General features: G+C 53.9%; 21 protein-coding genes, 1 tRNA gene and 1 pseudogene. 18 read left to right on the forward strand and 5 right to left on the reverse strand.

Annotated elements, in window-relative coordinates; all coding sequences use genetic code 11:
* Window positions 1-205: 205 nt before the first annotated feature.
* A complete protein-coding gene (locus SH139x_RS15535; RefSeq protein WP_488350692.1) occupies window positions 206-2854 on the forward strand; it encodes a DUF1592 domain-containing protein in 2649 nt (882 codons plus the stop codon).
* Between the two features lie 48 nt (window positions 2855-2902).
* On the forward strand, window positions 2903-4237 hold the full coding sequence (locus SH139x_RS15540; RefSeq protein WP_488350693.1) for a DUF1552 domain-containing protein: 1335 nt from the start codon (window positions 2903-2905) through the stop codon (window positions 4235-4237).
* Here the strand turns inward: SH139x_RS15540 and SH139x_RS15545 are convergent.
* Together SH139x_RS15545 and SH139x_RS15550 are read right to left on the reverse strand one after the other, a co-directional pair.
* On the reverse strand, window positions 4182-4937 hold the full coding sequence (locus tag SH139x_RS15545; protein ID WP_488350694.1) for a DDE-type integrase/transposase/recombinase: 756 nt from the start codon (window positions 4935-4937) through the stop codon (window positions 4182-4184). The two genes, SH139x_RS15540 and SH139x_RS15545, sit on opposite strands and share 56 nt — an antisense overlap.
* Before the next feature lie 29 nt (window positions 4938-4966).
* Window positions 4967-5257 (reverse strand): transposase, encoded by a 291-nt coding sequence (locus tag SH139x_RS15550; protein WP_488350695.1) that lies wholly within the window; start codon window positions 5255-5257, stop codon window positions 4967-4969.
* A gap of 82 nt (window positions 5258-5339) precedes the next feature.
* Here SH139x_RS15550 and SH139x_RS15555 point away from each other — a divergent pair.
* A pseudogene (locus SH139x_RS15555) lies at window positions 5340-5882 on the forward strand (transposase); the annotation flags it as partial.
* 936 nt (window positions 5883-6818) lie between these two features.
* Here SH139x_RS15555 and SH139x_RS15560 read toward each other — a convergent pair.
* Both SH139x_RS15560 and SH139x_RS15565 read right to left on the reverse strand, forming a co-directional pair.
* On the reverse strand, window positions 6819-7841 hold the full coding sequence (locus SH139x_RS15560) for a CAP domain-containing protein (protein WP_488350696.1): 1023 nt from the start codon (window positions 7839-7841) through the stop codon (window positions 6819-6821).
* Window positions 7842-8228: 387 nt separating this feature from the next.
* Window positions 8229-8564, reverse strand: a complete 336-nt coding sequence (locus SH139x_RS15565; protein ID WP_488350697.1) for a Mu-like prophage major head subunit gpT family protein — start codon at window positions 8562-8564, stop codon at window positions 8229-8231.
* A gap of 148 nt (window positions 8565-8712) precedes the next feature.
* Here SH139x_RS15565 and SH139x_RS15570 point away from each other — a divergent pair, with 148 nt between their 5' ends.
* The 12 genes from SH139x_RS15570 (at window position 8713) to SH139x_RS15625 (ending at window position 20002) form a co-directional block, all read left to right on the forward strand.
* A complete protein-coding gene (locus SH139x_RS15570) occupies window positions 8713-9183 on the forward strand; it encodes a MarR family winged helix-turn-helix transcriptional regulator (RefSeq protein ID WP_488350698.1) in 471 nt (156 codons plus the stop codon).
* 52 nt (window positions 9184-9235) lie between these two features.
* On the forward strand, window positions 9236-10045 hold the full coding sequence (locus tag SH139x_RS15575) for a pirin family protein (protein ID WP_488350699.1): 810 nt from the start codon (window positions 9236-9238) through the stop codon (window positions 10043-10045).
* 60 nt (window positions 10046-10105) lie between these two features.
* Window positions 10106-10804 (forward strand): pirin family protein, encoded by a 699-nt coding sequence (locus SH139x_RS15580; protein ID WP_488350700.1) that lies wholly within the window; start codon window positions 10106-10108, stop codon window positions 10802-10804.
* A 79-nt stretch (window positions 10805-10883) separates the two neighbouring features.
* Complete coding sequence (locus tag SH139x_RS15585) at window positions 10884-11306, forward strand: DoxX family protein (RefSeq protein ID WP_488350701.1); 423 nt, start codon at window positions 10884-10886, stop codon at window positions 11304-11306.
* Window positions 11303-11767, forward strand: a complete 465-nt coding sequence (locus tag SH139x_RS15590; RefSeq protein ID WP_488350702.1) for a MarR family winged helix-turn-helix transcriptional regulator — start codon at window positions 11303-11305, stop codon at window positions 11765-11767. The genes SH139x_RS15585 and SH139x_RS15590 overlap by 4 nt, the downstream gene beginning before the upstream one ends.
* A gap of 180 nt (window positions 11768-11947) precedes the next feature.
* Entirely contained in the window at window positions 11948-12619 is a 672-nt protein-coding gene (locus SH139x_RS15595) for a hydrolase (protein ID WP_146434743.1), read from the forward strand.
* A 9-nt stretch (window positions 12620-12628) separates the two neighbouring features.
* Complete coding sequence (locus SH139x_RS15600) at window positions 12629-13168, forward strand: antibiotic biosynthesis monooxygenase (protein WP_488350703.1); 540 nt, start codon at window positions 12629-12631, stop codon at window positions 13166-13168.
* Window positions 13169-13305: 137 nt separating this feature from the next.
* The gene (locus tag SH139x_RS15605; RefSeq protein ID WP_488350704.1) at window positions 13306-15090 is read left to right on the forward strand and encodes an amidohydrolase; all 1785 of its coding nucleotides are present in this window, start codon (window positions 13306-13308) and stop codon (window positions 15088-15090) included.
* A gap of 55 nt (window positions 15091-15145) precedes the next feature.
* A complete protein-coding gene (locus SH139x_RS15610; RefSeq protein ID WP_488350705.1) occupies window positions 15146-16513 on the forward strand; it encodes an alginate export family protein in 1368 nt (455 codons plus the stop codon).
* A gap of 18 nt (window positions 16514-16531) precedes the next feature.
* A complete protein-coding gene (locus tag SH139x_RS15615; RefSeq protein ID WP_488350706.1) occupies window positions 16532-18211 on the forward strand; it encodes an FAD-dependent oxidoreductase in 1680 nt (559 codons plus the stop codon).
* Window positions 18212-18271: 60 nt separating this feature from the next.
* The gene (locus SH139x_RS15620; protein WP_488350707.1) at window positions 18272-18898 is read left to right on the forward strand and encodes an FMN-dependent NADH-azoreductase; all 627 of its coding nucleotides are present in this window, start codon (window positions 18272-18274) and stop codon (window positions 18896-18898) included.
* Between the two features lie 87 nt (window positions 18899-18985).
* A complete protein-coding gene (locus tag SH139x_RS15625; protein ID WP_488350708.1) occupies window positions 18986-20002 on the forward strand; it encodes a CBASS cGAMP-activated phospholipase in 1017 nt (338 codons plus the stop codon).
* A 172-nt stretch (window positions 20003-20174) separates the two neighbouring features.
* On the opposite strand, the gene SH139x_RS15630 is transcribed toward SH139x_RS15625, so the two are convergent.
* Window positions 20175-20249 (reverse strand) — tRNA-Glu (locus tag SH139x_RS15630).
* A gap of 82 nt (window positions 20250-20331) precedes the next feature.
* Here SH139x_RS15630 and SH139x_RS15635 point away from each other — a divergent pair.
* The 3 genes from SH139x_RS15635 to SH139x_RS15645 all read left to right on the forward strand — a co-directional run bounded on the left by SH139x_RS15635 (window position 20332) and on the right by SH139x_RS15645 (window position 22742).
* Complete coding sequence (locus SH139x_RS15635; protein WP_488350709.1) at window positions 20332-21123, forward strand: transposase; 792 nt, start codon at window positions 20332-20334, stop codon at window positions 21121-21123.
* Window positions 21041-21349, forward strand: coding sequence for a transposase (locus SH139x_RS15640; protein ID WP_488350710.1), 309 nt, complete (start codon window positions 21041-21043; stop codon window positions 21347-21349). Before SH139x_RS15635 ends, SH139x_RS15640 begins: the two co-directional genes overlap by 83 nt.
* Window positions 21350-21635: 286 nt before the next feature.
* Window positions 21636-22742, forward strand: coding sequence for a formylglycine-generating enzyme family protein (locus SH139x_RS15645; RefSeq protein WP_488350711.1), 1107 nt, complete (start codon window positions 21636-21638; stop codon window positions 22740-22742).
* Window positions 22743-23219: the final 477 nt, after the last annotated feature.

Here is a 23219-nt window from a genome sequence, read left to right on the forward strand (position 1 = left end):
CCGCGTTTCCTGTATTGAGCCGAACTCGCCCCGTGCAACAAAACGGTGGCTAGCGCCAAAACCGCTAACGGCGACAGACGCCTCTAGTTCAAGGTACAATAGACGCTCCAAAGCCCTCGCGGTCGGGCGCTCGTGCCGTCCACTGCTCGTGGCTACCGGGTTGGCCTTTCGCACTTATTGTTTTAATTGTCATTCCAAAAAACAGATGAAACATATCCCGTCTATCGATACGAATTGCCCCCCCAAGAAATCGTGGCTGAAATTTGTCTGGCTGCCGCTACTGCTCGTCGGCGGGACAACTCAATTCGCTGCCATTGTTATGGCCGACGAACTGGCTACAGACTCTAAAACTCAACAGCTTGCCAATCAGCAGGAATACGAGCGGCTAGTAAAACCATTTCTGAGCCAGCATTGCCAAGCTTGCCATGACGGCGAGACGCAAAGCGGCGAACTGCGGATTGATTCGCTTGCCGCCGACTTCCTTGACTCTCAATCTGCCGGGAATTGGATCGAGGTCATGGACCAGCTGAACCTCGGACAAATGCCTCCCGCTGAAGAGCCGCGCCCCGCCGTCGAAGAACTGCGGCAAGTGACTGCTTGGATCGCGGCCGAACTGCGGCACGCCGAACGCGTCCGCCGCAGCGCCGGTGGCAAGGTGGTGTTGCGGCGCTTCAATCGAGCGGAGTACGCCAACACGATTCGTGATCTGCTGGCCATCAAGTTCCTGCCGGGCGAAAGTCCGCAAGCGTTACTTCCGCCGGATGGAACGGCCGAAGGTTTTGATAAAGTCTCTTTAGCTTTGATGCTCGATCCTTCGCTGTTGGAAAAGTACTTCGAAGCGGCTCAGCGAATAGCCGCCATGGCGATTGTCGATGGTCCACCGGAATTTGCCACCGAAGTGATGCGTTATGAGTTGGAGGAAACAAAAAATAATCGGGCGATTCGTTATCTGTGCGCAACCCCCGGCATCACTTGCCGCGAACATGACTTGGTCTTGATGAGTGGCTCGACACGCTCGTATGGCGTCATGAAATATCCTGGCACTAATCTGGAGATTCCCGTCAAAGGCATGTATCGAATCCGCGTCCGAGCGTGGGCGGAGGACGCGACGGCGGAGCAACCTGTGATCATGCAGTTCCGACAAAATCACCCACAGGAGGACCAGAAACTTCTGCTGGAAACAGCCGTCACCGAGCACCCCCAAGTCTATGAGGTGGTCCTTCCACGCGACCCCAAGTGTGGTGAATATAACGTCTCGTTTGTCAACGGTGCAAAATTCAGCACTACCAGCCGGGCCGGATTGCAACTCCGTGAGCAACAACAACGGGCCGGCGAACAGAAAGACTTCACCCAGGTCATTCGCTTGCAGTCCCGCCAGCAAATGGAGTGCCTGACCTGGGGCAGACCCACTCCGGAAACGGCCGACACCGCGAAGCTGCCCAAGCTGGTCGTTGATTGGATTGAATGCGAAGGCCCACTCTACGACAAGTGGCCTCCCCAGAGCCATCAGCAAATCTTATTTCGCGGCGCTGAGGCGAAGCAAGATCGCGAATACATCGAAGCAATTTTCCAGCGGCTCCTCCCGCGTGCTTTTCGCCGCCCGGCGACCCCGGCGGAAGTTTCCACGATCACCGATTTTGTGGCAGCCGAATTTGCCGCGGGCGAATCATTCCACGATGCCGTGCGGGCCGGACTGGTGGCGGTGCTCTGCTCTCCCAAGTTTCTGTACTTAATCGAACCGTCGAAAAGCGATAACGTTCAAACAACAACTTCGCCGACAGCAACCGTCCAAACCACAACCGTCCAAACCACAACCGCCCGCCCACTGAACGACTGGGAGCTCGCTTCGCGGCTGAGCTATTACCTCTGGTCCAGCATGCCGGATGAGGAACTGTTTCGATTAGCCGGAAGCGGCCAGTTGCGGAACGAGTCGCAACTGCTCGCCCAAGTCGAACGCATGATCAGCGATCCCCGCAGTGCTGGGCTGGTGCAAGGTTTCGCGGCCCAGTGGTTACGGACTGATGAATTTCGCACCTTCACACCGGACAACCGCCTATATAAGGAATACGATAGCCGGTTAGGTGAGTCGATGGTCAACGAGGCCCTTGAGTTCTTCTCCGAGATTCTGCGGTGCGACAGTTCGGCACTCAACATGATTGACTCCGACTGGACGATGCTCAACGAGCGACTGGCCGATTTCTATGGCATTGATGGTATCACGGGAGACCAGTTTCGTCGCGTCGCTTTGCCGGCCGCGTCCCCTCGCGGTGGCTTGCTGGGAATGGCTGGCGTCGCCATGCTCGGCTCCGATGGCAACCGCACCAAACCGGTGCTTCGCGGCGTCTATATCCGCGATGTGCTATTTAATGATCCACCCGATCCGCCACCTCCCAACGCGGGCGAGGTCGAGCCGAACATCAAGGGCGAGAAGCTGACGGTTCGCGAGCGGCTGATCCAGCACCAACAGATCGAATCGTGTGCGGCCTGTCATCGGGGCATCGACGGCTATGGTCTAGCGATGGAAAATTTCAACGTGATCGGTGCTTGGCGAGAACGGCAAGACGGCGAAGACTTTCGCGGCGGTAATGCTCCTCCGATCGACGCTTCCGGCACACTTCCAAACGGCCAAAGCTTCAGTTCGTTTGCTGAATTCAAAGCTCTATTGCTGGAACAGCGAACGCGGTTTGCCAGGGGGCTGAGCGAAAAAATGTTAGTCTACGCGTTGGGGCGGCCGATCGAACCAACGGACCGAGGTTTAGTCGATCAACTCGCCGCAAAGATGGCTGGCGATGATTACTCGCTGGTCAGCCTGATCCAAGGGATCGTAACGAGCGACGCTTTTCTGACAAAATGATTGCAGCCTCGCCACCACAATCTAATTGCAATACACAAAGGTAAATCGATGAAACATCACAAGCGGTTTAACGTCTCGTCGATTCGCTTGCGACGTCGCGCCATCTTGCGGGGCAGCGGAGTCATGATGGCTTTGCCGTACCTCGAAGCCATGATGTCGTCGAGCGCCATTGCCTCGCCCGTCGCCAAGGTGCCTCCTCGATTGGGGATGTTTTACTTTGGCACTGGCATGAATATGCGGCAGTTTACTCCGGAGGATGAGGGGCCTGACTATACGGCCACCAGGATTTTAAAACCGCTCGATCCCCTCCGCGGTCAATTTACCGTGTTGAGTAACACGTATTTAGCCAAGGGAGGTGGGCATGATGGAGCTTATCCGTTTTCGACCAGCATTGCCAACGGCGAAAAGCAATCGATCAGCCCCGATCAAATCGCGGCAAAAGTGATAGGTGCGGAAACGCGTTTTGACTCATTGCAAATGTCGGTCGATCGAGGCACGAACTATGGTTCACAAGCTCTGGCGACGATCTCATGGAACGAACAAGGGGTGCCGTTGGCGGCTGAGAATGACCCCAAAATCCTATTTGAGCAACTGTTTCTACCCGACAGCGAACAGCAGAAGCAGCAGCGTAAAGGCAACTTTCGTCGGCGGGGTTCCATCTTGGATCTAGTCCGAGACGATGCCCGCGAAATCAACGGCCGACTCGGTAGCACTGATCGACAGCAGCTGGAGCAGTATTTCAACAGCGTCCGAGAGTTGGAGCGTCGCTTGCAGCGGAGAGTCGAATGGGCCGATCGTCCCAAACCGGTTCCGCAGATGGATGGGCTGCATGGTTACGCCGAGTCGATGCCAGGCCCCGAAGGTAACGGTGAGTATCTATACGATGATTACGCCAAGTTGATGTACGATCTGATTGTGTTAGCCTTGCAGACCGACTCAACGCGAGTGATCAGCTACGTGGTGAGGAAGGAATTAGCAGGCGGGGTGTATCCAGAGTTCAATGTGTCGAAGGGTTATCATTCGCTCACGCACCATGGGAATGATCCACAGAACTTAGCCGAGTTAGCTAAGGTCGACACGATTTACATGTCACATTGGGCCTACTTCCTAGACCGCTTGCGCGGGGTGACTGAAGGGGATGGTACGCTGTTGGACCATACCGTGTTGGGTTTCTCCAGCGGCATGGGTTTTGAACATAGCAAAGACAATTTACCCACGATGTTATCAGGCGGTTCGGCGTTGGGGATTAAGCATCAGGGGCATATCCGACTTTCTCAGCAAACGCCATTGTCGTCGCTATGGCACACGATGCTCGATCGTGTCGGAGTCACCGTCCCCGAAACCTTTCAAGATAGCCAAGGGGTGCTCTCTGGACTGGTATAATATGCCTCTCAGCACCTCCGCATAAGTCATTAAGCTCGACCTTTTTCCATTCGAACTCGCCCGAGATGAATCCACTTCCGTTGTCGCTACGAATCATCGGCGTCACCGTCAGCTTGCCATTGGCATCGGTCGGCAAGGTTTCAATCGCCCGCTGCGCCGCCGTGCTGATCGAGTGACCGTCCATGCTCGTGAGCAACTCACAGTGAACCAGGTAGCAAGAATATTCGTCGATGAAAGTGACCAGGTAGTACTGGACACCATCAACCTTCAAGTACATCAATTCTGTTGCCCAGATCTCATCGGGACGCGAAGCCTTCTCGGCGTCGTCACGGTAACGCTTCGTGCGACCACGCTGGCGATGCATCAGTTCCGTGGCCCGAAGGATGCGGTAAACCGTGCTCGCACTCAGATGGACGACGTCTTCATCGATCATGCGCCAAGCCAGTTCGCGGTGGCGTATCTCCGGATGCGAAAGGGCGTACTTGACCACTGCCCGCTTCTCTTCCGGCAACGCCTCAAAAGCCTGCACTGGAGAAACCGGCTCGGACTGCTCATGCAACCAAGCCTGCTGCTTCTTCCATCGGGAAAACGTCCCTCGAGGAACTCCGAGGTGACGCAATGAATCGTTCACTCGCATCTGGCTTCTCTCCTTGGCCAAGTCGACATCGGCAATCACCCGCTGCAGCAATTCAGGCGGCAAGTGGGCGTAGTCCTCGATCTCTAAAGCGTTTATTTCAAATTCAGGTTCTCAGCGGTGATCTCTGCAATCACCTCTCGCATCCGGTTCATGTCTTGCTCATGGGGATCGGGCGCCGCTGCGGAATCCTTACCACCACCACGCTTTCCAAAGACTGCATCGGCTCCGCTGACCAGCTGCTTCTTCCAGCTGTAGTACTGCGTTGGGTTGATGCCTTCGACGCGGCACAATTCCGAGATCTCGGTTCCAGCTTCCATGCCGGCCAACACAATTCGCATCTTGTCAGCGGCGGACCATTGACGGCGTTTCTTTGATTGGCTCATTCGGTGACTCCAGGGGTTCTGCGAGTCCGCCAATTCTAACTTGACTTGTCGAATGTCTCATTTCCGCTGAAGCACTACAGCTCCCAAGGTCGCTGTAGGAGATGGTGCGTTGGGCTTCTGGGCGGCGATCCGAAAGGTGTTCCCGGAGACTCGTGAGCAACGCTGCTGGGTCCACAAGACGGCAAATGTACTGAACAAGATGCCCAAGAGCGTTCAGCCCAAAGCGAAAGGCGACCTACACGAAATCTGGCAAGCGGAGACGCGAGAGAACGCGCACAAGGCGTTCGATGCGTTCCTTGAGAAGAATGGCGCGAAGTACGGCAAGGCGTGTGAGTGTCTGAAGAAAGAGCGTGATGTGCTACTTACGTTCTACGACTTCCCGGCGGCGCATTGGAGTCACTTGCGAACGACCAACCCGATCGAGTCAACGTTCGCGACCATCCGTCTGCGCCACCCAAAGACCAAAGGCAACGGCAGCAAACGCGCCAGCCTAGCGATGATGTACAAGCTCGCGGAGTCTGCTTCCAAGAGTTGGAGACGCCTGAACTGTCACGAAAAGATCACTCTCGTCATTGCAGGCCGTACCTTCAAAGACGGAATTGTGCAGGATGAAATCGCCGCCTAAATCAGAATCTCAGAATACAACAATTGACAATAGCTCGAGCCAATCCGCAGCGGTCGCCTGCACCGATTGCAATCTGGTCAATACCTACGACGCGGCGGATTGTCCAACTTCACGTGATAACGAGTTCAGTGAACTTGCTTCGGTCTCGTAATCATTAACGTGGGCAAGAACACGCCGCACAGCAAGCAGTTGCTTGCGACCCACAGACTTACCAGATGGGCCTAATTTTACCACTTGAAAGACACTTTCCAAGATCTGTTACCGAACGGGCTAGAAAGGTATATTTGTTTGTTTTCTCAGCACCTAGCCGTGAATAGTCGCTCGGCTGCATTTGTGAATGTGTTACCGCGTTTGTGATGGCATCCATCTTGGATGCAACTGCAGTTTGTTTCTTAGCTCTTGGCGCATCAACAACGCCTGGTCAATAATTCGTTCGAGGTGAACGATTTCAAATCCACTATAGGTAAGGTGGGCTGTGATTGTTCAGCTTCGGCAGATTTGAAAGTCTCGAAGTTTGCACCGGTCTACGTTCCGCACTGAAATATGTTTTCCGATTCGAGTGCTTTCCTGCATCGTGCAACCTGACGCGTCTCAGTACTATGCTGAGCGGCTTCGCCCTTGGCTTGTCTCACCGCGACAGCTCGGGAGATCTGGTCAAACGCGCCTGCACCGCCCGCAAGCAAAATCCGAAGATCGACCGACGGATAGGAAAAATCGAAAGACACTTGGGCCTGAATCCCGAATCTGACCCTGGCGAGGCAGCCTCGTCGTCATGAAGTAACTGGTAGCCAAAAAGCTTTCTGGTGGAACCCGCAAACAATAGAGGCCCACTCGCGTCAAATGGACTCGCCTGGGAGGAATGGGCAACGACTTCGCAAGGATGCACAAGGGCTGGTTTGCCAACCGTTTGCAAATCTAAAAAGTATCAATTCCGCTCTACTTCAGATACCATTTTTGCTTAAGCCAGTCTTCAAACGCGTACGCGAACACGATCGATTCATCTCGCGCGACATCCACAGCCAAGTTGTGCAGGATATTTCGGCAACGGACCGTATACCCATCGCCAGCTTGGTCAAACCTCCAAATTCCCAGCGTTCGCGCCCTGGCTTCGTCAAGCAGCGCGACGTTCAGTTGACCGTTTGCGTAGCCCAGGCACTTACCGGTCGCTTGGTGCTTGATCAGAAACTCAGAATCATTGTTCAGTGGTTGAAGCAACCACAGTGCTTCCGACTCGCTGTTAATGCTTGCTTTCACCTTGAGCTCGCCACGCCGGATGATTAGGAAATCGCCCAACGAATCATTTTGAATCTTGATCGGGCGTGTCGGAGAAATATCATTGACCCGAACGGCTCCCTTCGCCCAGCGAGAAGATGTGCCCCGGCCCGAACTCGACGGATTAGCGCGAGAAGGCATCGCGACCATGGCGGGTACGCTTGATTCTATCGCTGTTCTCGCGAAAGCTTGTTGATTTTGAGCTGCTGTTTGCGTGGAGGTGTTGGGGCCTTTAACAAATATTTGCGTAAAATAGTACTTGCCATCGCTGCCTTTCGCGGCGCCGACACCTAAGAATTCAGCACTGGGATGAAGCAGGTTCGCACGGTGTCCAGGGCTATCTTTCCACCACTCAACTGCCCTTGCCGCTGGGTCAGCTCGACCGTTCCGCTGCACATTCTCGGCCGAGCCTCGATCGGGAATTCCCATCGCGCGGATTGTGGTGGTTTGAAAGTTGTCATCAGAATGTGTTAGCGTGAGGTCCGAAGCCATCGTGCGGCTCCATTGAATCGCATAACGATTCAGAATCGCAGATCCTTTTAACGGCTTCATGTTGTTTTGCAATCGAAACTGGTTGGTCTCCTGGAAAACCTTGTACGCAAGCGCATGCGTATCATGTTCAGCTGCGGTTGCGGTCGTTACTGCCGAAACGCAGAGTGTGAGAAGCACCTGAATAGAGGTTTTCATTGCTGGTACTTGACGTGGAGGGATATTTCACAGGTAACAACACGATTTTTTATAAGTTATCTCCGCCCGCCTGTCAACAGTGAAACCGAACATAGGATCAATACACACCGCAAAAAGCCTTTAAGAGCCGATTGAGGAACTGCCCGACACGCGGCGATTGCAATCGAATACGAGGAAACAAAGGTGGGGAAATAAAGGTGTCAGGAGTGTGTCAGGAGTCATTGCTTCTCGTCCTCCGTCAACGGGCGAACTCTTGGGCAACCCCGTAGACGTAGTGTCGACTCCAAATCGAGTCGGCGGGCGATCGATTCCACCCAGTGGGAAACGAAGGTGTCACGCAAAACAATGGTTCCTGACAGCTTTGTTTTGCCCCAGGATTAATTGCCCTCACACTCTGCTTGGGCTCCGCAAGCGCCGCTGAGGTGCATCGATCAAAAATCTTGACTCTGTTGCCCGATGACATGGGGCCATATGGACCCAGTTTGCCACGGCAAGGATCGGGTACTCGCTCTCGAGCAACGTCTTGGCCGTGTGCTGCAGCTCCGGCGGAACCAACAACGTTCGCGGTTGAATGTCGAGGTTGCGGTTCTCTTTGTCCCGCTGCGAAAGCATCCGAGACACACCGATGCGAAGCGATTCAACCGACAGCTCGGTATCGACGCCTTCAGCGTAGTTGCCATTTTGGGACTTGAAGAACGTCCCATCGGCCGCGAGCATAACCATGGTCGTCCATGCTTGTGCTGTTTGAACAACCAACAGCCTTTTTGGGGCATTTGCGGCGCAGAACGCCTTTCAAAAAAACTCACGACAGGAGCTTGACACGCCGATAGTTAACATGTAAAGTTAATGCTGCAAGGGAGAAGTTAAACACATGTCGCCAACACTACAAAGCGAGCTGAAGAAGCGCGGTCCGTTCGACTCAGTCGAGCAGGAGGCGATGCTAGCGTTGATGCGGACGACGGATTTGCTGGAAAATCGCCTGGCTCGGCTGTTTCGTGAATACGGATTGACGCTTACGCAATACAACGTGCTGCGAATCCTGCGGGGTGAGGGCAAGCCGTTGCCTTGCTTGGAAGTTGCCGAGCGGATGATTCAGGTGGCTCCGGCCATCACCAGAGTGGTCGATCAACTCCTCAAGCTCAAGTTCATTACGAAGACGCAATCCAGTTCAGACCGACGCGTGTTTGAGATCGAATTGACTTCAGCGGCCGCCAAGTTGTTGAAGAAGATGGACCAGCCGGTACTCGACCTTCATGCATCGCTCTTAAGCAGCGTGAAGAAAAGTGATTTGCGTTCGATGATCCACACCTTGGGAGCGGTTCGTAGCAGCGTAGCGGATTGAGTTTTTTTGCACAGGTAGTTCACATGTAAACCATAGCAATGGAGTTTTGGAAATGAAGATGAATCGAAGAAGCGCACTATCCCTAACGGCAGCCGGGCTGATTCATATTTCTGCGCAATCGGAAAGTGCTTTGGCTGAGGGCCTAGAAAGTGGCCGCTCAGCAGATCTGCTCTTGCGGCAGGCGGCCGAGCGTGGTCACACGGATCTTGGATGGCTCAAGAGCTACCACTCATTTTCGTTTGGCGGCTACTACGACCAACGGCACATGGGCTTTCGGTCGTTGAGGGTCATCAACGATGACAAGATCGCGGCAGGACGTGGCTTTCCTACCCACCCTCACCGAGACATGGAAATCATTTCCTACGTTCTCGATGGAGCGCTTCAACACAAAGACAGTACAGGGAAGGGCGCGATCATCACGCCAGACCACATTCAAATGATGTCAGCAGGAACCGGCATCACGCACAGCGAATACAACCCGTCCCGAACCGAGGGCAATCACTTTCTGCAGATTTGGATTCAGCCGTCCATGCGGGGCGTCCAACCACGCTACAGCGATGGAAAGCTAAGGGCCAACGATACACGTAACCAGTGGAAGCAAATCGTCGGGCCGGATGGAAGCGACGGCACCGTTTCAGTTTACCAGGACGCCATCATCTTTGCGACCAAGCTCGACGCTAGACAATCGCTCGATTACACCGTCGAAAAGGGTCGCCACGCATGGCTTCAAGTCGCGAGAGGTTCCGTGACGGTGAACGGAACGAAGCTTCAGGCCGGTGACGCCCTGGCGACGAGCCGAGCGACTCAACTGCACGCGGTCGCAGAAGAAAAAACGGACGCCTTGCTTTTCGATCTTGGCTAATCACCGAACTAAAAAATTTTCACCCAATAGTTTACATGTCCACTACAGGAGAGACAAAAGATGTTCACGATTCGACGCTCTGAAGAACGAGGCCACGCAGATCACGGCTGGCTAAACTCGTATCACACCTTTTCATTTGCCGGGTATCGAGACCCAAACCACATGGGCTTCCGCTCGCTTCGTGTGATGAACGAAGACCGAGTGGCCGCCGGCCAGGGTTTTGGGACTCACGCCCACAACGACATGGAGATTGTCTCTTATGTCCTCGACGGTGAACTGGAGCACAAGGATTCGATGGGGAACGGCGAAGTCCTTCGTCCCGGCGAATTTCAACGCATCACGGCGGGAACCGGGATCACGCACAGTGAATTCAATCCTTCGGCAGACACGCCAACCCACTTCTACCAGATCTGGTTGCTGCCGGAACGTAAGGGAATTGAACCCGGTTATGAACAAAAAACATTTGATCCTCCTGGGCGCAACAACCAATGGCAGTTGGTTGCGTCACCTGACGCCAAAGAGGGTTCGTTGCTGATTCATCAGGATGTGAACATCTATCTCGCAGATCTCGAGCTGGGCAAAGAGTTGACGTTCGAGATGCCCAGCGATCGCCACTTGTGGCTGCAAGTCTTGCGAGGTGCAGTTGAAGTTGGTGGTCACGACCTCCAAACAAGCGATGCAATCGCTGTCAGCGACGAAGCCACAATTTCCATCAAGGCATCCTCCGATGCGGAACTGATGTTATTCGATTTGGCTTAGTGCTTCGCAGAGTCACACGACGCGGGCCGACAGTCTGCGTTTCACTCCCTCTTTTTAAAATCCCATGTAGGAAACCCTTATGAACCGTTACCTCTCTCTCGCTGGTCGAATCATGATCGCCACGATCTTCTTCATGAGTGCAGTAGGCAACAAAATCCCGAACTTCAGCGGTGTATCACAGTACATGGCTGCAGAAGGCGTTCCGATACCGAGCGTGATGTTGGTCGGTGGTATCGTATTCTTGATCACTGGCAGTCTCTCTGTGATTACGGGTTATAAAACCCAAGTCGGCGCCGGGCTACTGCTTGTATTTCTCATTTTGGCGACTTTCTTCTTCCACGATTTCTGGACCTTTGAAGGCGAAACCCGTCAGCAGCAAATGATTCAGTTCATGAAGAATCTATCTTTGATGGGGACGATGGTTTTCTTGATAGCCAATGGTTCAGGACTTCTGAGCATTGACGACCCGTCCCCCAAATCAACGGAGGAAACGCAGCCATGAGCCTTGCCCGATTCCTTCGTCGAGAAAACGACTTCGGTGCGCCGTTGCAAGAGATGTTCTTCACGACCATTTACACAGCAGACCAGTTTGAGAATCAACTCACAGCGTTTCTCAAGCCGTTCGGTTTGACCGCCTGCCAGTACGACATCCTCGCGATTCTGAAGGACGCTGGTGGGCGTTTGCCGACGGGCGAAATCAATGCCCGACTGGTGAAGCAGACTTCTGCCTTGGGGGCTTATGTCAATCGGTTGGTCAAAGCCGGCCTGGTTGCACGCGAACGTGGTGACGAGGATCGGCGGCAGGTGCTCGTCGTGCTCACGGATGAAGGCGAAAGCACCCTCGATAGAATTCACGTTTCCTTAACAAACTGGGAGGAGCTGTTGATTGGTCATTTGACACAGTCCGAAGCTGACTCAGCCTCCAAAATCCTAAGGAAAGCTGCCAAACCGATGCCAAGGTAGCGCATTTTTGCCTCATTCGGTTTACATGCAAACATACGAACTGTTGCCATGTTCCGCGTTGATGCTGAACACAACGACTTGTACAAGTCAACTCATGCCATCTGAGTCGCGTCAAGAACCGTGCCGCTGACATCTCAACCAAATCTAACTCTTGTCAATTAAGAATCAGAGAGAATCGACATGACCAATATATTGCCCGAAACAGACGGTGGTCTGCTGACTGCGGACAACTGTGCGCTCGTTTTCATTGACCATCAACCACAAATGGCATTTGGAGTCGCCAATCAGATTGACCGGCAGCAATTAATCAACAACGTGCTGCTGCTCGCCAAAGGTGCCAAAGAATTTGGCGTACCAACCATTCTAACGACCGTCGAAACCGAGTCCTTCAGCGGCCCCATGTGGCCCCAACTACTCGATGTATTCCCGGATCAAGAGCCGATTGAGCGAACCGGAATGAACTCGTGGGACACAGCCGAGTTCCGCGATGCAATCAAAGCAACGGGTAAGAAGAACATCATCATGTCGGGGCTTTGGACCGAAGTCTGCATTACGTGGCCGACGTTGAACATGATCAACGAAGGCTACAACATCTACGTGGTGGAGGACGCATGTGGCGGCACTTCCCAGGCTGCCCATGATGCAGCGTTGTCACGGATGGTTCAGGCCGGTGCCGTACGCACGACGACGATTGGTACCGTGCTTGAATTCCAACGAGATTGGGCGAATCGTGATCATTACGACGCATTGATGCAGTTGTTCCGTGACCATGGTGGAGCGTACGGCATTGGGATCGAGTACTGCTACACCATGGTGCACAAGGCTCCTTCGGCTCGCAAGGTAACAGGTTAGGAACGCGTCTTGGAAACCCGGCCAGTCCATGTTGCAGTCACTCGCATCGTTCGCGATGGCTCCGAAGCGGAGTTTGAAAGACTTCTGAAGCAATTCATCAGTCGTTCACTCGACGTTCCTGGGTCGTCGGGAGTCCTTGTGCTTCGTCCGCCGGCCGATTCCGAGGCAAAGGAATATGGCTTGATGCGATCATTTGAGGACGAAGATGCGGCAACCGCGTTTTACGACTCGAAGCTCTTCGCACAGTGGCTTGCGAGTATCGAACCGTTGGTTGTGGGCGAACCAGTTCGTCGAAGACTCTCCGGGCTGGAGGCCTTTTTTCGTGGCGGCACATCCATGCCACCACGTTGGAAGATGGCCATTGTGACGTTTCTTGGCGTGCTCCCGGCAGTCTTGGTGTGGTCCAACGTACTTGGACCGTTAATGGCCGACCTGCATTGGCTCGTTGGTGCCATCGCGACCAACATCGCTGTCGTTGCGACGCTGACCTGGGGCGTTATGCCGATTCTCACGAAGCTTTTTCACCGCTGGCTTCATCCAACTGAGTGACGTTTAACAGATCAAACTTTTCGAGAAACATCACCAAATCCATAACTGTTTTACGACGCAATTTTGTGGCGAATACCGCGGCCGTCGGAACACTCGCATTCATTGGTCAACAAGAAAGCCGAGCTCAGAGTATCCAAATGCAAATTCCCGATACGATTTTGTTCAATGGCAAAGTAACGACTCAAGATCCAACCAAGCCCGAAGTCTCCTCAGTTGGGATCTCCGGCGGGAAGGTCATTGCGATTGGCACGGATGATGAGATCCTAAAGCTGGCAGATTCATCAACTCGGACGATCGATTTAGAGAATCGCAGAGCCGTTCCAGGCCTAAACGACTCACATTTGCACGTCATACGTGCTGGATTGTTTTCAAATCTCGAGTTGCGTTGGGATGGTGTACCCACAATTGCACAGGCGTTGCGACAACTGAAAGAGCAGGCGCAGAGAACACCACCACCACAGTGGGTTCGCGTCATCGGAGGCTGGAATGAGTTCCAGTTCGCCGAAGGTAGGATGCCAACTTTCAAGGAGATTAATGATGCGGCTCCCGACACTCCCGTGTTTATTTTGCATCTGTATGATTCGGCGATGCTGAACAAGGCTGCGATTCGCGCGCTTGGCATGGATGAAAACACGCCCAACCCTCCTGGCGGTTTGGTGGTGAAGGACAGTCGTGGTAAACCAACGGGAATGTTGATTGCAGAACCGAATGCATTGATCCTTTACTCAACGATTGCCAACGCCCCCAAGCTTTCTACGGAGGACCAACTGAATTCCTCTCGTCACTTCATGCGGGAACTGAATCGCTTCGGAGTAACCAGTGTCTCGGATGCGGGAGGAGGAGGGCAGAACTACCCCGACGACTACTCCGTTGTTCAGCAATTGGAGAAGAACGGGCACCTCACACTACGTATTGCCTATAGCCTGTTTGCCCAGAAGCCCGGTGAAGAACTGAACGACTACACGCGTTGGCTTGGGTTGACACATCCCGGTGACGGAACGGATTTGCTGCGTGTCAACGGAGCGGGCGAAAACTTGGTTTGGAGTGCGGCTGATTTCGAGAACTTCTTGCAACCGCGGCCAGATCTACGCCCCGTGATGGAGTCTGAGCTTGAAGCGATCATCTTGAAACTAGCTGAGGCAAAATGGCCCTGGCGGATTCACGCGACCTACAACGAAACCATTGAGCGTTTTCTCAATATTTTCGAGCGCGTCCATCGGGAACATCCGATTGATAACTTGGGTTGGTTCATCGACCACGCTGAGACGGTTTCCACGAAGAGCCTAGAACGCATTCAGAAGCTTGGTGGCGGGGTAGCAATCCAGCATCGCATGGCTTACCAAGGTGAATACTTCATCCGTCGCTATGGCATCGAAGAAGTTAAACGACATCCCCCCATTCGCGAAATGCTGAAGATGGGGCTACCTGTCGGCGCGGGCACCGATGGAACCCGCGTCGCCAGTTATCATCCGTGGACTTGCCTATGGTGGTTGGTTACCGGACAGACCGTCGGCGGCACTAAGCTACACGGCGATGAAGATTGCCTGACTAGAGAGGAAGCTCTTCGCCTGTACACGCAGGGCAGCGCTTGGTTCAGTGGTGAATCAGATCACAAAGGCACCTTGTCGGTTGGTCAACTTGCGGACGTTGCAGTTCTTTCAGACGACTACTTCGCTGTGGAGGCAGACGATATCCGAAACATCGAAAGCGTTCTGACAGTGCTCGGTGGTAAGGTTGTCTATGGCACCGGCAAGTATGCCAAGCTGGCCCCTGAGCTTCCGCCTGTTAGTCCCGATTGGTCCCCCGTGGCACATTACGGCGGGTACGACAACTCTGGTCCTGCCGTCCCGATGCATACTCACACTCCAATTATGTCGGCAGACGGTAGAGCATGGGAAACCGGCTGTGGTTGTGGGGTCTAGTTTCTTGCGTCGTCTATTCGCTTCAACATTGCTGGTGTTCTTTGCACTGAACTCTGTGACCAACTTCGCACGGTCGCAAGAGCCAACGTCCGTACAATCGCAAACCCCATCGTTTGCGATTCCCGAATCAGGTCCTGTCCGAGAGCGACTAGACGAGGAGCCGGACGTTGGGCTTTTAGAGCAACTTCTACCAAGAGACGGCAAACGTCTGTTGGTCAGTGGTGAACTGAGAGAGCAATACGAGTCATGGCGAGGCCGCGAGTTTGGCTTCATTCCGGATACGAACAATGACTACTTGCTGCAGCGTCTCTATTTAAGTTTCGACTATCGGGCGGCTGAGTGGTGGCGAACTCAAGTTGAACTAGGAAGTTCCTTTCAGTTTGGGTCGCCATTCGAGCCATCTCCGATCGACGAAGATCCGCTCTATGTTCAACAGCTGTTTGCTGAGATCAACCTACTTGAGACGCCGCAAGGCAAGCTATCCTCGCTAATTGGGCGACAAACTTTTTCGTTGGGTTCCGGCCGGCTCGTTGCCATTCGCAATGGCCCCAACATCCGCAGGAGCTTTGATGCGGCGCGGCTGCGGTTCGGGAATGACCGCGTTGAATCGCAATTATTGTTCGGAGCGGATGCTTCCTTTGGTGGCGACGCCTTTGACAACGATATTCGCCGCGATCGCCTGCTGTGGGGGCATTACCACACATGGAAGGCCGGCCCGAATTCCGTGTTGCCCGGCAATGGCGGCCTGGACATGTACTACCTGGGCTACCGAAATGCAGACGCAGAATTTGATACGGTCAGTGGTGAAGAGCGAAGGCACTCGTTTGGGGTTCGAGGCTTTGGCTTATTCGGCTCAGACAACACCTGGGACTACAACGTGGAATCTGTTTTCCAAGTTGGAAGCATTGCCGAACAAGACATCTTTGCCTGGACGATCGCCAGCCTCCTGGGCCGCACGTTTCCCGATGCATTTCTAAGCCCACGGCTGGGCATGAAGTTTGATGCCATCAGTGGAGATAAAAGTCCTTTCGACGATCGGCTAGGAACCTTCAACGCCTACTTTCCAAACAACAGCTACTTCAGTGAAGCGGCAATCTTCGCGCCCGCGAATTTGTTGGATTTGAACTTGAACCTGGAGCTCCAGCTTTCCGACCGTCTTAGCACCGTGGTCCTGTGGGATTTCTTGTGGCGGTACAGCACCGCTGATGCGATTTACGTGCCCCCCGGTGTTCCATCGATTGAGGGCGACAGTTCTGATGCTCGCTACATCGGGAACACGCTGTCCATTGCTACCGAATGGAGACCACTTCCCTCGATTGAATCTACTGTGGCTTACGTTCACCTGGACGCAGGCTCCGCAGTCACCGGCGCTGGGGGTAGCGATGCGGATTTTGTATTATTGTGGGCAACCTGGTTCTTCTAATCCATCCGGTTGAAACCCATGAATGAGAAATCGAAACCAAGACCCGCTGTACCAGCCGGACGCGATCACCAAGCCTTTCCGAAGCTAGCCGAAGAGCAGCTTCAGCGAATGCGATTGTTTGCTGTGGAAGATTCCTTCAATGATGGTGAACTGCTTTTCAGCCGCGGTGAGCGTTCGTTGGACTTCTTCGTCTTATTGGATGGTTGTATTGAGATCTTTGATTTTGACTGCGACGGAAACGGACAGGTATTCGTGAGCCACTGTGCTGGTGAGTTCACTGGTGAGACGGATTTATTCAGCAACCGCAAGGCGTTGGTTTCCGGACGTGCGAAAGGAACGACCCGAGTTCTTCGATTCGCTCGAGACTCCTTTCGGCAGATGATGTCGGCGAATCCAGACGTGGCCGAGACGATCGTCCGTGCCATCATCGTTCGCAGGCTTGGCATCCTTGAAAACAACCTAGGCGCGTCGTACCTGATTGGAAGTAAGAACGACGCAATGACTTTGAGGATTCGTCGTTTCTTACGCGGAAACGGATATCCAACTGAAACACGCTTTATCGAAGACGAAAGCGAAGCCGATCAACTACTCGCCAAGTATGGACGCACCAAAGAAGACCTGCCGCTTCTGCTTTGTCACGGCGAGGAAGTACTGTCGAAGCCGACCTTGCTAGAGGTCGGTGAAGTCGTCGGGATTCTGGAACGTCCCGAGCCGAAAGTTGTGTACGATCTGGCCGTTATTGGTGGCGGTCCCGGCGGCATGGCAACGGCGGTCTATGCAGCGAGCGAAGGCTTGAAGACCATTGTTCTCGAACGCGAAACTCCCGGCGGGCAAGCCAGCACGAGCAGCCGAATCGAAAACTACCTTGGCTTTCCGAATGGTCTGTCCGGTCAGGAACTGGCGGGCCGAGCTCAAATTCAGTCGCAGAAGTTTGGTGCAACCCTCGCGCTGCCAATGAATGTGGTCGGCATCGACGGGCAGACTTCGCCCTACAGCATTCGGTTGGACGGCATCGATGACGTCCAAGCCCGCTGTATCGTCATTGCCAGCGGTGCAACTTACCGAAGGTTGGGGCTCAAGAATGATGCGCACTTTGAGGGACGCGGCCTTCACTACGCAGCGACTGCCATTGAAGCCGGGTACTGCGAAAACAGCGAAATCGTTGTGGTGGGTGGCGGGAATTCCGCGGGGCAAGCAGCGGTGTTTTTATCGGGAAAGACCGAGCATGTGCACGTGCTGATTCGTCGCGATTCACTGACCGCAACGATGTCAGATTATCTTATCCAGCGAATCCAAGCATCCGATCGAATCACGCTGCACACGCAAACCGAAATCACTTCACTTGAAGGTAATGACCATTTGGAAGAAGTCACCTGGACTGATCGGGAAACGGGCGAGCAGTCCACACGCCGACTTCGCCATGTTTTTCTAATGATTGGAGCAAGACCCAATTCCGAATTCGCTGGCGATCGAATCTCGACTGACCGGAACGGGTTTGTCTGTACGGGATCCTCGGTTGTAGAGCAAAATCGGTGGCCACTTTCGCATCGTGCGCCGGAGTTATTCGAGACGAGCTTGCCCGGAATATTTGCGATCGGCGATGTCCGATCGGGCAGTGTTAAACGCGTCGCCTCGGCGGTTGGCGAAGGCAGTATCTGCGTCCAGTTCGTTCACCGTGTTCTCGCAGCATTATCTTAGTAGAGACCTGTTCCGACCCTTCGGACTATATTTCACTTACTCGTACGGAGACCATGTTCAATGGCAAAGCTACTTTACATCGAATCATCACCTAGAAAAACTCGCTCGAAATCGATTGAGGTCGCCAAGGCGTTTCTTGACGCTTACCAACAAGCCAACCCTGACGATGCAATTCAGAAGATCGATCTTTGGGAAAAGCGGCTGCCTGAATTCGATGGATACACGATCGACGCAAAATACCAAGTCCTCCACGGCGAAGGGCACGACGCTGAGCAGGCCGCAGCTTGGCAAGCCGTTGTAGACATCTGCGATGAGTTCAAGTCGGCAGACAAGTTCCTCTTTAGTCTTCCGATGTGGAACTTTGGGATCCCGTACAAGCTGAAGCACTACATCGACGTGCTGGCTCAACCTGGGCAAACATTCAGCTTCGATCCGGCGACCGGTTATAGTGGTCTGGTCACGGGCAAGCCAGTCGCTGTGGTTTACGCTCGTGGCGGTGCCTATTCAGCCGACGAAGCCAAAGGCATGGACATGCAAAAGGGATACCTTGAAATGCTGCTCGGCTTCATTGGGTTCACGGACATTCACAACATTCTCGTTGAGCCCACGCTCGCCGCACCAGATGATGTCAACAACACGGTTGATTCCAGCAAGAAAGCTGCCGAGGATCTCGCAAAGAAGATCTAGCAGTCAAACGAGTGCTGGTAAGCCGAAGTCATCCAGCTCAGAGCTGATCCAAGCGAGTCGGCTTCAAGAGGAAGAGAGGTAAAGAATATGTTTCGAATTCTCGCTTTGTCCGGCGGTGGCCTTCGAGGAGCCTTCGCTATCGGTGTTCTTGCTGAGATCGAAGAGCAATTAGACCGGCCTCTGACCGACTACTTCGACTTGATCGCCGGCACGTCGACTGGATCTATCACTGCAGCGGCGCTCTGCGTGGGTAAGAGCGCTGCCGAAGTGCAGGAGTTCTATGAAAAGCACAGTGAAGAGATCTTCAAACCGCGCAGTGACTTCAAACCCAAGCACGCGTTGAAGCCAATCTACCCCTTGCTGCGACGTTATTTGAGATTTCGCAGCGGCAAGAATCTGGATCACTTTTTTCAATCCCGATACTGTCCCTTTGCCCTGAGGGATTCCATGGTCGACGGATTTGGAGAACGACCGCTTCGCGAAGCGGATCGTTGCCGACTGGTCATTCCGACTGTCAACTTAACTGACGGAGAGACCTATGTCTTTCGTACTCCACATCTCGACATTCAGCGACCGGAATACGACTGGCCAATCGCGGACATCATTGTCGCGTCCACTGCCGCACCAACGTACTTTCCGCACAAAGAAATGCCCGACGGCAAGTACTATGTCGATGGTGGACTGTGGGCAATTGATCCTGGCGTCGTTGCGCTTGCCGAGGCGGCTCGGATCATCGATGGGGATGCCGCCTGCCAGGGCAAAGCAGAGCGACTCGAGAACGTGCATATGCTCTCGATCGGCACCGGAACCGCCTCGTACACGTTGGCTCCGCCCGGCGGAGACGCGGGAATGCTGTTCTGGGCGCCACATGTGGCCGAAGTGATGAGCGTCTCGCAAGTCCAGGGAACCCACTTGCCGCTAAAGATGGTGTTGGGAGAACGGTACGCGCACATTGACTTCCCTCTTCCTGATGCGTCTTGGACACTCGACAACACATCCGTAACGAACCAGCTGTTTGAAATAGGTCATCGAGTTGGCGAACAACAGGTCGAGACACTGAGAAGCAAGTTCTTTGAATCGACAGGTCAGCCGGGCGACAATTGAGGAACCAAAAATCCGAACGATTCATGAGCCGCCGCGCAGGTCCATGCGACCTGCGTTTTTTTCGGCCGAATCCCGAGAATCCTCAACCATTCACGACATAGTCGAGGTTATCTGACGTTCACACTATCTCTAATCCGGCCGGGTGACTTCCGAGTGTTCCGATTGCTCGCAGTGACGTGAGCGGGAATCGAACCCGCGGACTCGTGGCTGAGAACCAAGCGATTCTGCCATCAGAATCTACCGCGCCATGAATGCCGCCTTTCACTCCTAGGATGTGAATTTATTAAAGTCCATTTGTTGTCCGACCGGAAATGCGCTAAAATTTGCCCATGAACACCAAAAACTTCGCCTCAGCCGCACGCGTTAGCCGTCTAGAGCGAACCCAAGTCGAAATGCGACTTCATTCTCTTGACGAAAAGCTGCCCGCCGATCATCGCGCCCGACTCCTTTGGACATACGTCGAATCGCTTGATCTCAGTCTGCCGTACGGCCAAATCAAAGTCACACGAGTTACCGCCGTGCGTAATGCTATCGCGCCAGAAATTCTGGTTGCCTTGTGGATGCTCGCCACGCTCGATGGTATCGGATCGGCTCGTGAGTTAGGTCGACGTTGCGATACCGATTTCGCCTACATGTGGATCTGCTACGGAGTCGGTGTTAACCGTCACTCGCTGAGCGATTTCCGGGCTCAACAGGTTGAGTTTCTTGAAACTCTGTTAGTTGACTCGGTCGCCGCGTTGATCGATCAAGGATTGGTCCCCTTAGAGACGATTGCGCAAGATGGCATGCGAGTTCGGGCCTCAGCGGGAAGCAGTTCTTTTCGGCGAAAGCCAACTTTAGAAGAGCTACAGCAAGAAGCCACACGGCACTTGGAGGAGCTGAAGCGTCAGAATGCAAACGAGTCGGAACGACAAATCGTTGATGCAAGAAAGACGGCTGCTAAGCAGCGTGCCGCAAAGGAGCGTGCCGAGCGAATTGCGGAAGCAATTCGTCAACATCAAGCCCTCAGTGAGCAACGCGAAATACGAAAAAAGGGTGATGGCGAAAAGACTCGTGTCAGTACAACCGACCGAGCAATTAGACAAACACGGCAAAGATCCTCACTCGCGACAAAAAGGTGACACCGATGAATATGCTGCATTCCGGGCTCGCATTAGTGAAGAGAGGTGTCAAGAGATGTATAAGCAACGTCCGTCCATTGCAGAGTTTCCCAATGCAGATTGTCGCAACCGAGGGTTGCGTCAATCTCGAGTTCGAGGTTTTGAGAAGGTTAAAGCCGTCGCTCTGTGGCACGCCTTGGCGTTCAACTTTATGCGAATGGTCAATTTGGAGGTTTTGACAAGTTAACAAGATGAAAAGGGGCGAAAACTCGCCTCCCAGGCCTCCTTATAGGTTTTGGCGGGCGTTCAACCGTGGTAGCGGAAAGAGGGAGTGCCAACTGCCATTCAGCTTCACCTCACGGCGACATTTGAAAAACGTCAGCCTGAGGCAACATCAATCTCTGTTTTGGCTAAAAGTTTCACAGCCTATCCGCGAAAGTTTGCGCAATCGCTGTGTTCGCGTCGCATAAGATCACACTTATTTCTGAGCATTACTCATTCGGGATACCTCTTTGTGCACAGGACCATTGATCGTGCTCGTTCGCTTTAGTTTGTTGCTTGTTGTCAACTCCCCGCCCGTCACGCGGTTGGTCGCTTGTTTGCTGGCGTGCTGGCTTGCTTGTTGTTGTATGGCAGGCAATGCAATAGCGGAGGAGTCGGTCAATTCGCTGGGGATGCGGATGGCGCTGCTTAGTGCTGGCGAATTTGAAATGGGGATGCTGGACGAGCACAACTTGAAACTCAAGCACAAGTTCAGCGCCTACCAACGGGAGATCCATGATTATCTTGAAAAGCCAGCTTTTCCAGTGCAGTTGAGCAGCGATTTTTTCATTGGCGAGAGTGAAGTGACTGTGGGTCAGTTCCGGCAATTCGTGGCGGCCACTGGGTATCAGACCGACGCCGAGCGTGCTGGGGCGGCTTGGGTGTTTACGCCGGAAGCCGAGCAGCCTTTGGAGCGTTTTTCCTTGCAGCCGGCAGCCAACTGGCAGCAGCCAGGTTTTCCGCAAACGGACGATCGTCCGGTAACTTGTGTCTCTTGGAACGATGCCAATGCGTTTTGTCAGTGGCTCAGCAAGCGGGAGCAAGCGCGTTATCGCCTGCCGACCGAAGCTGAGTGGGAATATGCGTGTCGAGCGGGCACGCGGACGCCTTACTGTGGTGGTGACGAACCTGATGTCGTTTATGCGTATGGCAACGTGGCCGATGCGGCGTTGGCGGCGAAGTATCCCGACGACGTGATTCGCCAGCGAGTGTTGTCGTTGGAGCTTGGGCAAGGGGATGGGCATGTATTCACTTCACCCGTGCGCAGTTTTCAGCCGAACGCCTGGGGTTTGTATGATATGCACGGTAACGTTTGGGAGTGGTGTCAAGACAAGTATTCGGACCGGATCTATCAGGAGATGCACCAGTTGGCCATCAAGCGGGGCAGCCGCAGCCAGCCGGAGCCGGTGATAGATCCTCAAGGCCCCGAGACCACACCACAGCACGAGCATGGCGATTGGAGATCGCTGCGGGGAGGCTCATGGTACACTGGGCCGCTGCAAAGTCGCAGCAGCGTGCGCGCCTTCGCCGAAGCGGCAGACGCCTTCAGCTACATCGGCTTCCGAGTCGTCCGCACCACCGAGGCCGTCGCTCCCTAAACCGTTAGCCGCCTTTTGGCGCGAGCCGCGGTTACCGTTTTGAAATAATTTCCATGAATACGCTAAATGCTTGGGTGGGGCTTGTCCCGGTTCAGAGCTACAAGTGGCAACTACATTGCTCGCCAGAAAATTCTGCACGGCTCGGGTAAGCCGGCGGAAGGCTTGACTGTTGAGCGTTGGGGTTGCCCGCTGATTGCGCTAATCGACGCGAATGGAATGCAAGGATTGGGTTAAAGCTGGACGATTGGCAGAGGATTTTTATTCGCTTGGATTGCCGTGATTGGCGGGCAAACGCTTGGTAGCTTCCACGCTTGACCCCGCCTGGGACACACCCGACGAAAACCGATCCGATGCACTACTCACCGCGGACAAGCCAAAAAATACGCAAAGGCAATTGCTATCGAACCGCGCAGATAACAGCAAAGCGGCGAGGAGAAAGCTTGGCTAACGGCCACCTGCGGCCAACGCACTGGGGCC

Source organism: Kothea flammea, from assembly GCF_052161645.1.
In the GTDB taxonomy this organism is placed as follows: domain Bacteria; phylum Planctomycetota; class Planctomycetia; order Pirellulales; family Pirellulaceae; genus Laterigemmans.

Bases quoted from the DNA above. Each gene is read 5' to 3' on its own strand.
- SH139x_RS15615 (WP_488350706.1), top strand. From the start codon at position 16,532: ATGAATGAGAAATCGAAACCAAGACCCGCTGTACCAGCCGGACGCGAT.
- SH139x_RS15580 (WP_488350700.1), top strand. From the start codon at position 10,106: ATGTTCACGATTCGACGCTCTGAAGAACGAGGCCACGCAGATCACGGC.
- SH139x_RS15625 (WP_488350708.1), top strand. From the start codon at position 18,986: ATGTTTCGAATTCTCGCTTTGTCCGGCGGTGGCCTTCGAGGAGCCTTC.
- SH139x_RS15570 (WP_488350698.1), top strand. From the start codon at position 8,713: ATGTCGCCAACACTACAAAGCGAGCTGAAGAAGCGCGGTCCGTTCGAC.
- SH139x_RS15550 (WP_488350695.1), bottom strand. From the start codon at position 5,257: ATGAGCCAATCAAAGAAACGCCGTCAATGGTCCGCCGCTGACAAGATG.
- SH139x_RS15540 (WP_488350693.1), top strand. From the start codon at position 2,903: ATGAAACATCACAAGCGGTTTAACGTCTCGTCGATTCGCTTGCGACGT.
- SH139x_RS15585 (WP_488350701.1), top strand. From the start codon at position 10,884: ATGAACCGTTACCTCTCTCTCGCTGGTCGAATCATGATCGCCACGATC.
- SH139x_RS15590 (WP_488350702.1), top strand. From the start codon at position 11,303: ATGAGCCTTGCCCGATTCCTTCGTCGAGAAAACGACTTCGGTGCGCCG.
- SH139x_RS15565 (WP_488350697.1), bottom strand. From the start codon at position 8,564: ATGGTTATGCTCGCGGCCGATGGGACGTTCTTCAAGTCCCAAAATGGC.
- SH139x_RS15620 (WP_488350707.1), top strand. From the start codon at position 18,272: ATGGCAAAGCTACTTTACATCGAATCATCACCTAGAAAAACTCGCTCG.
- SH139x_RS15575 (WP_488350699.1), top strand. From the start codon at position 9,236: ATGAAGATGAATCGAAGAAGCGCACTATCCCTAACGGCAGCCGGGCTG.
- SH139x_RS15635 (WP_488350709.1), top strand. From the start codon at position 20,332: ATGAACACCAAAAACTTCGCCTCAGCCGCACGCGTTAGCCGTCTAGAG.
- SH139x_RS15560 (WP_488350696.1), bottom strand. From the start codon at position 7,841: ATGAAAACCTCTATTCAGGTGCTTCTCACACTCTGCGTTTCGGCAGTA.
- SH139x_RS15605 (WP_488350704.1), top strand. From the start codon at position 13,306: ATGCAAATTCCCGATACGATTTTGTTCAATGGCAAAGTAACGACTCAA.
- SH139x_RS15640 (WP_488350710.1), top strand. From the start codon at position 21,041: ATGGCGAAAAGACTCGTGTCAGTACAACCGACCGAGCAATTAGACAAA.
- SH139x_RS15595 (WP_146434743.1), top strand. From the start codon at position 11,948: ATGACCAATATATTGCCCGAAACAGACGGTGGTCTGCTGACTGCGGAC.
- SH139x_RS15535 (WP_488350692.1), top strand. From the start codon at position 206: ATGAAACATATCCCGTCTATCGATACGAATTGCCCCCCCAAGAAATCG.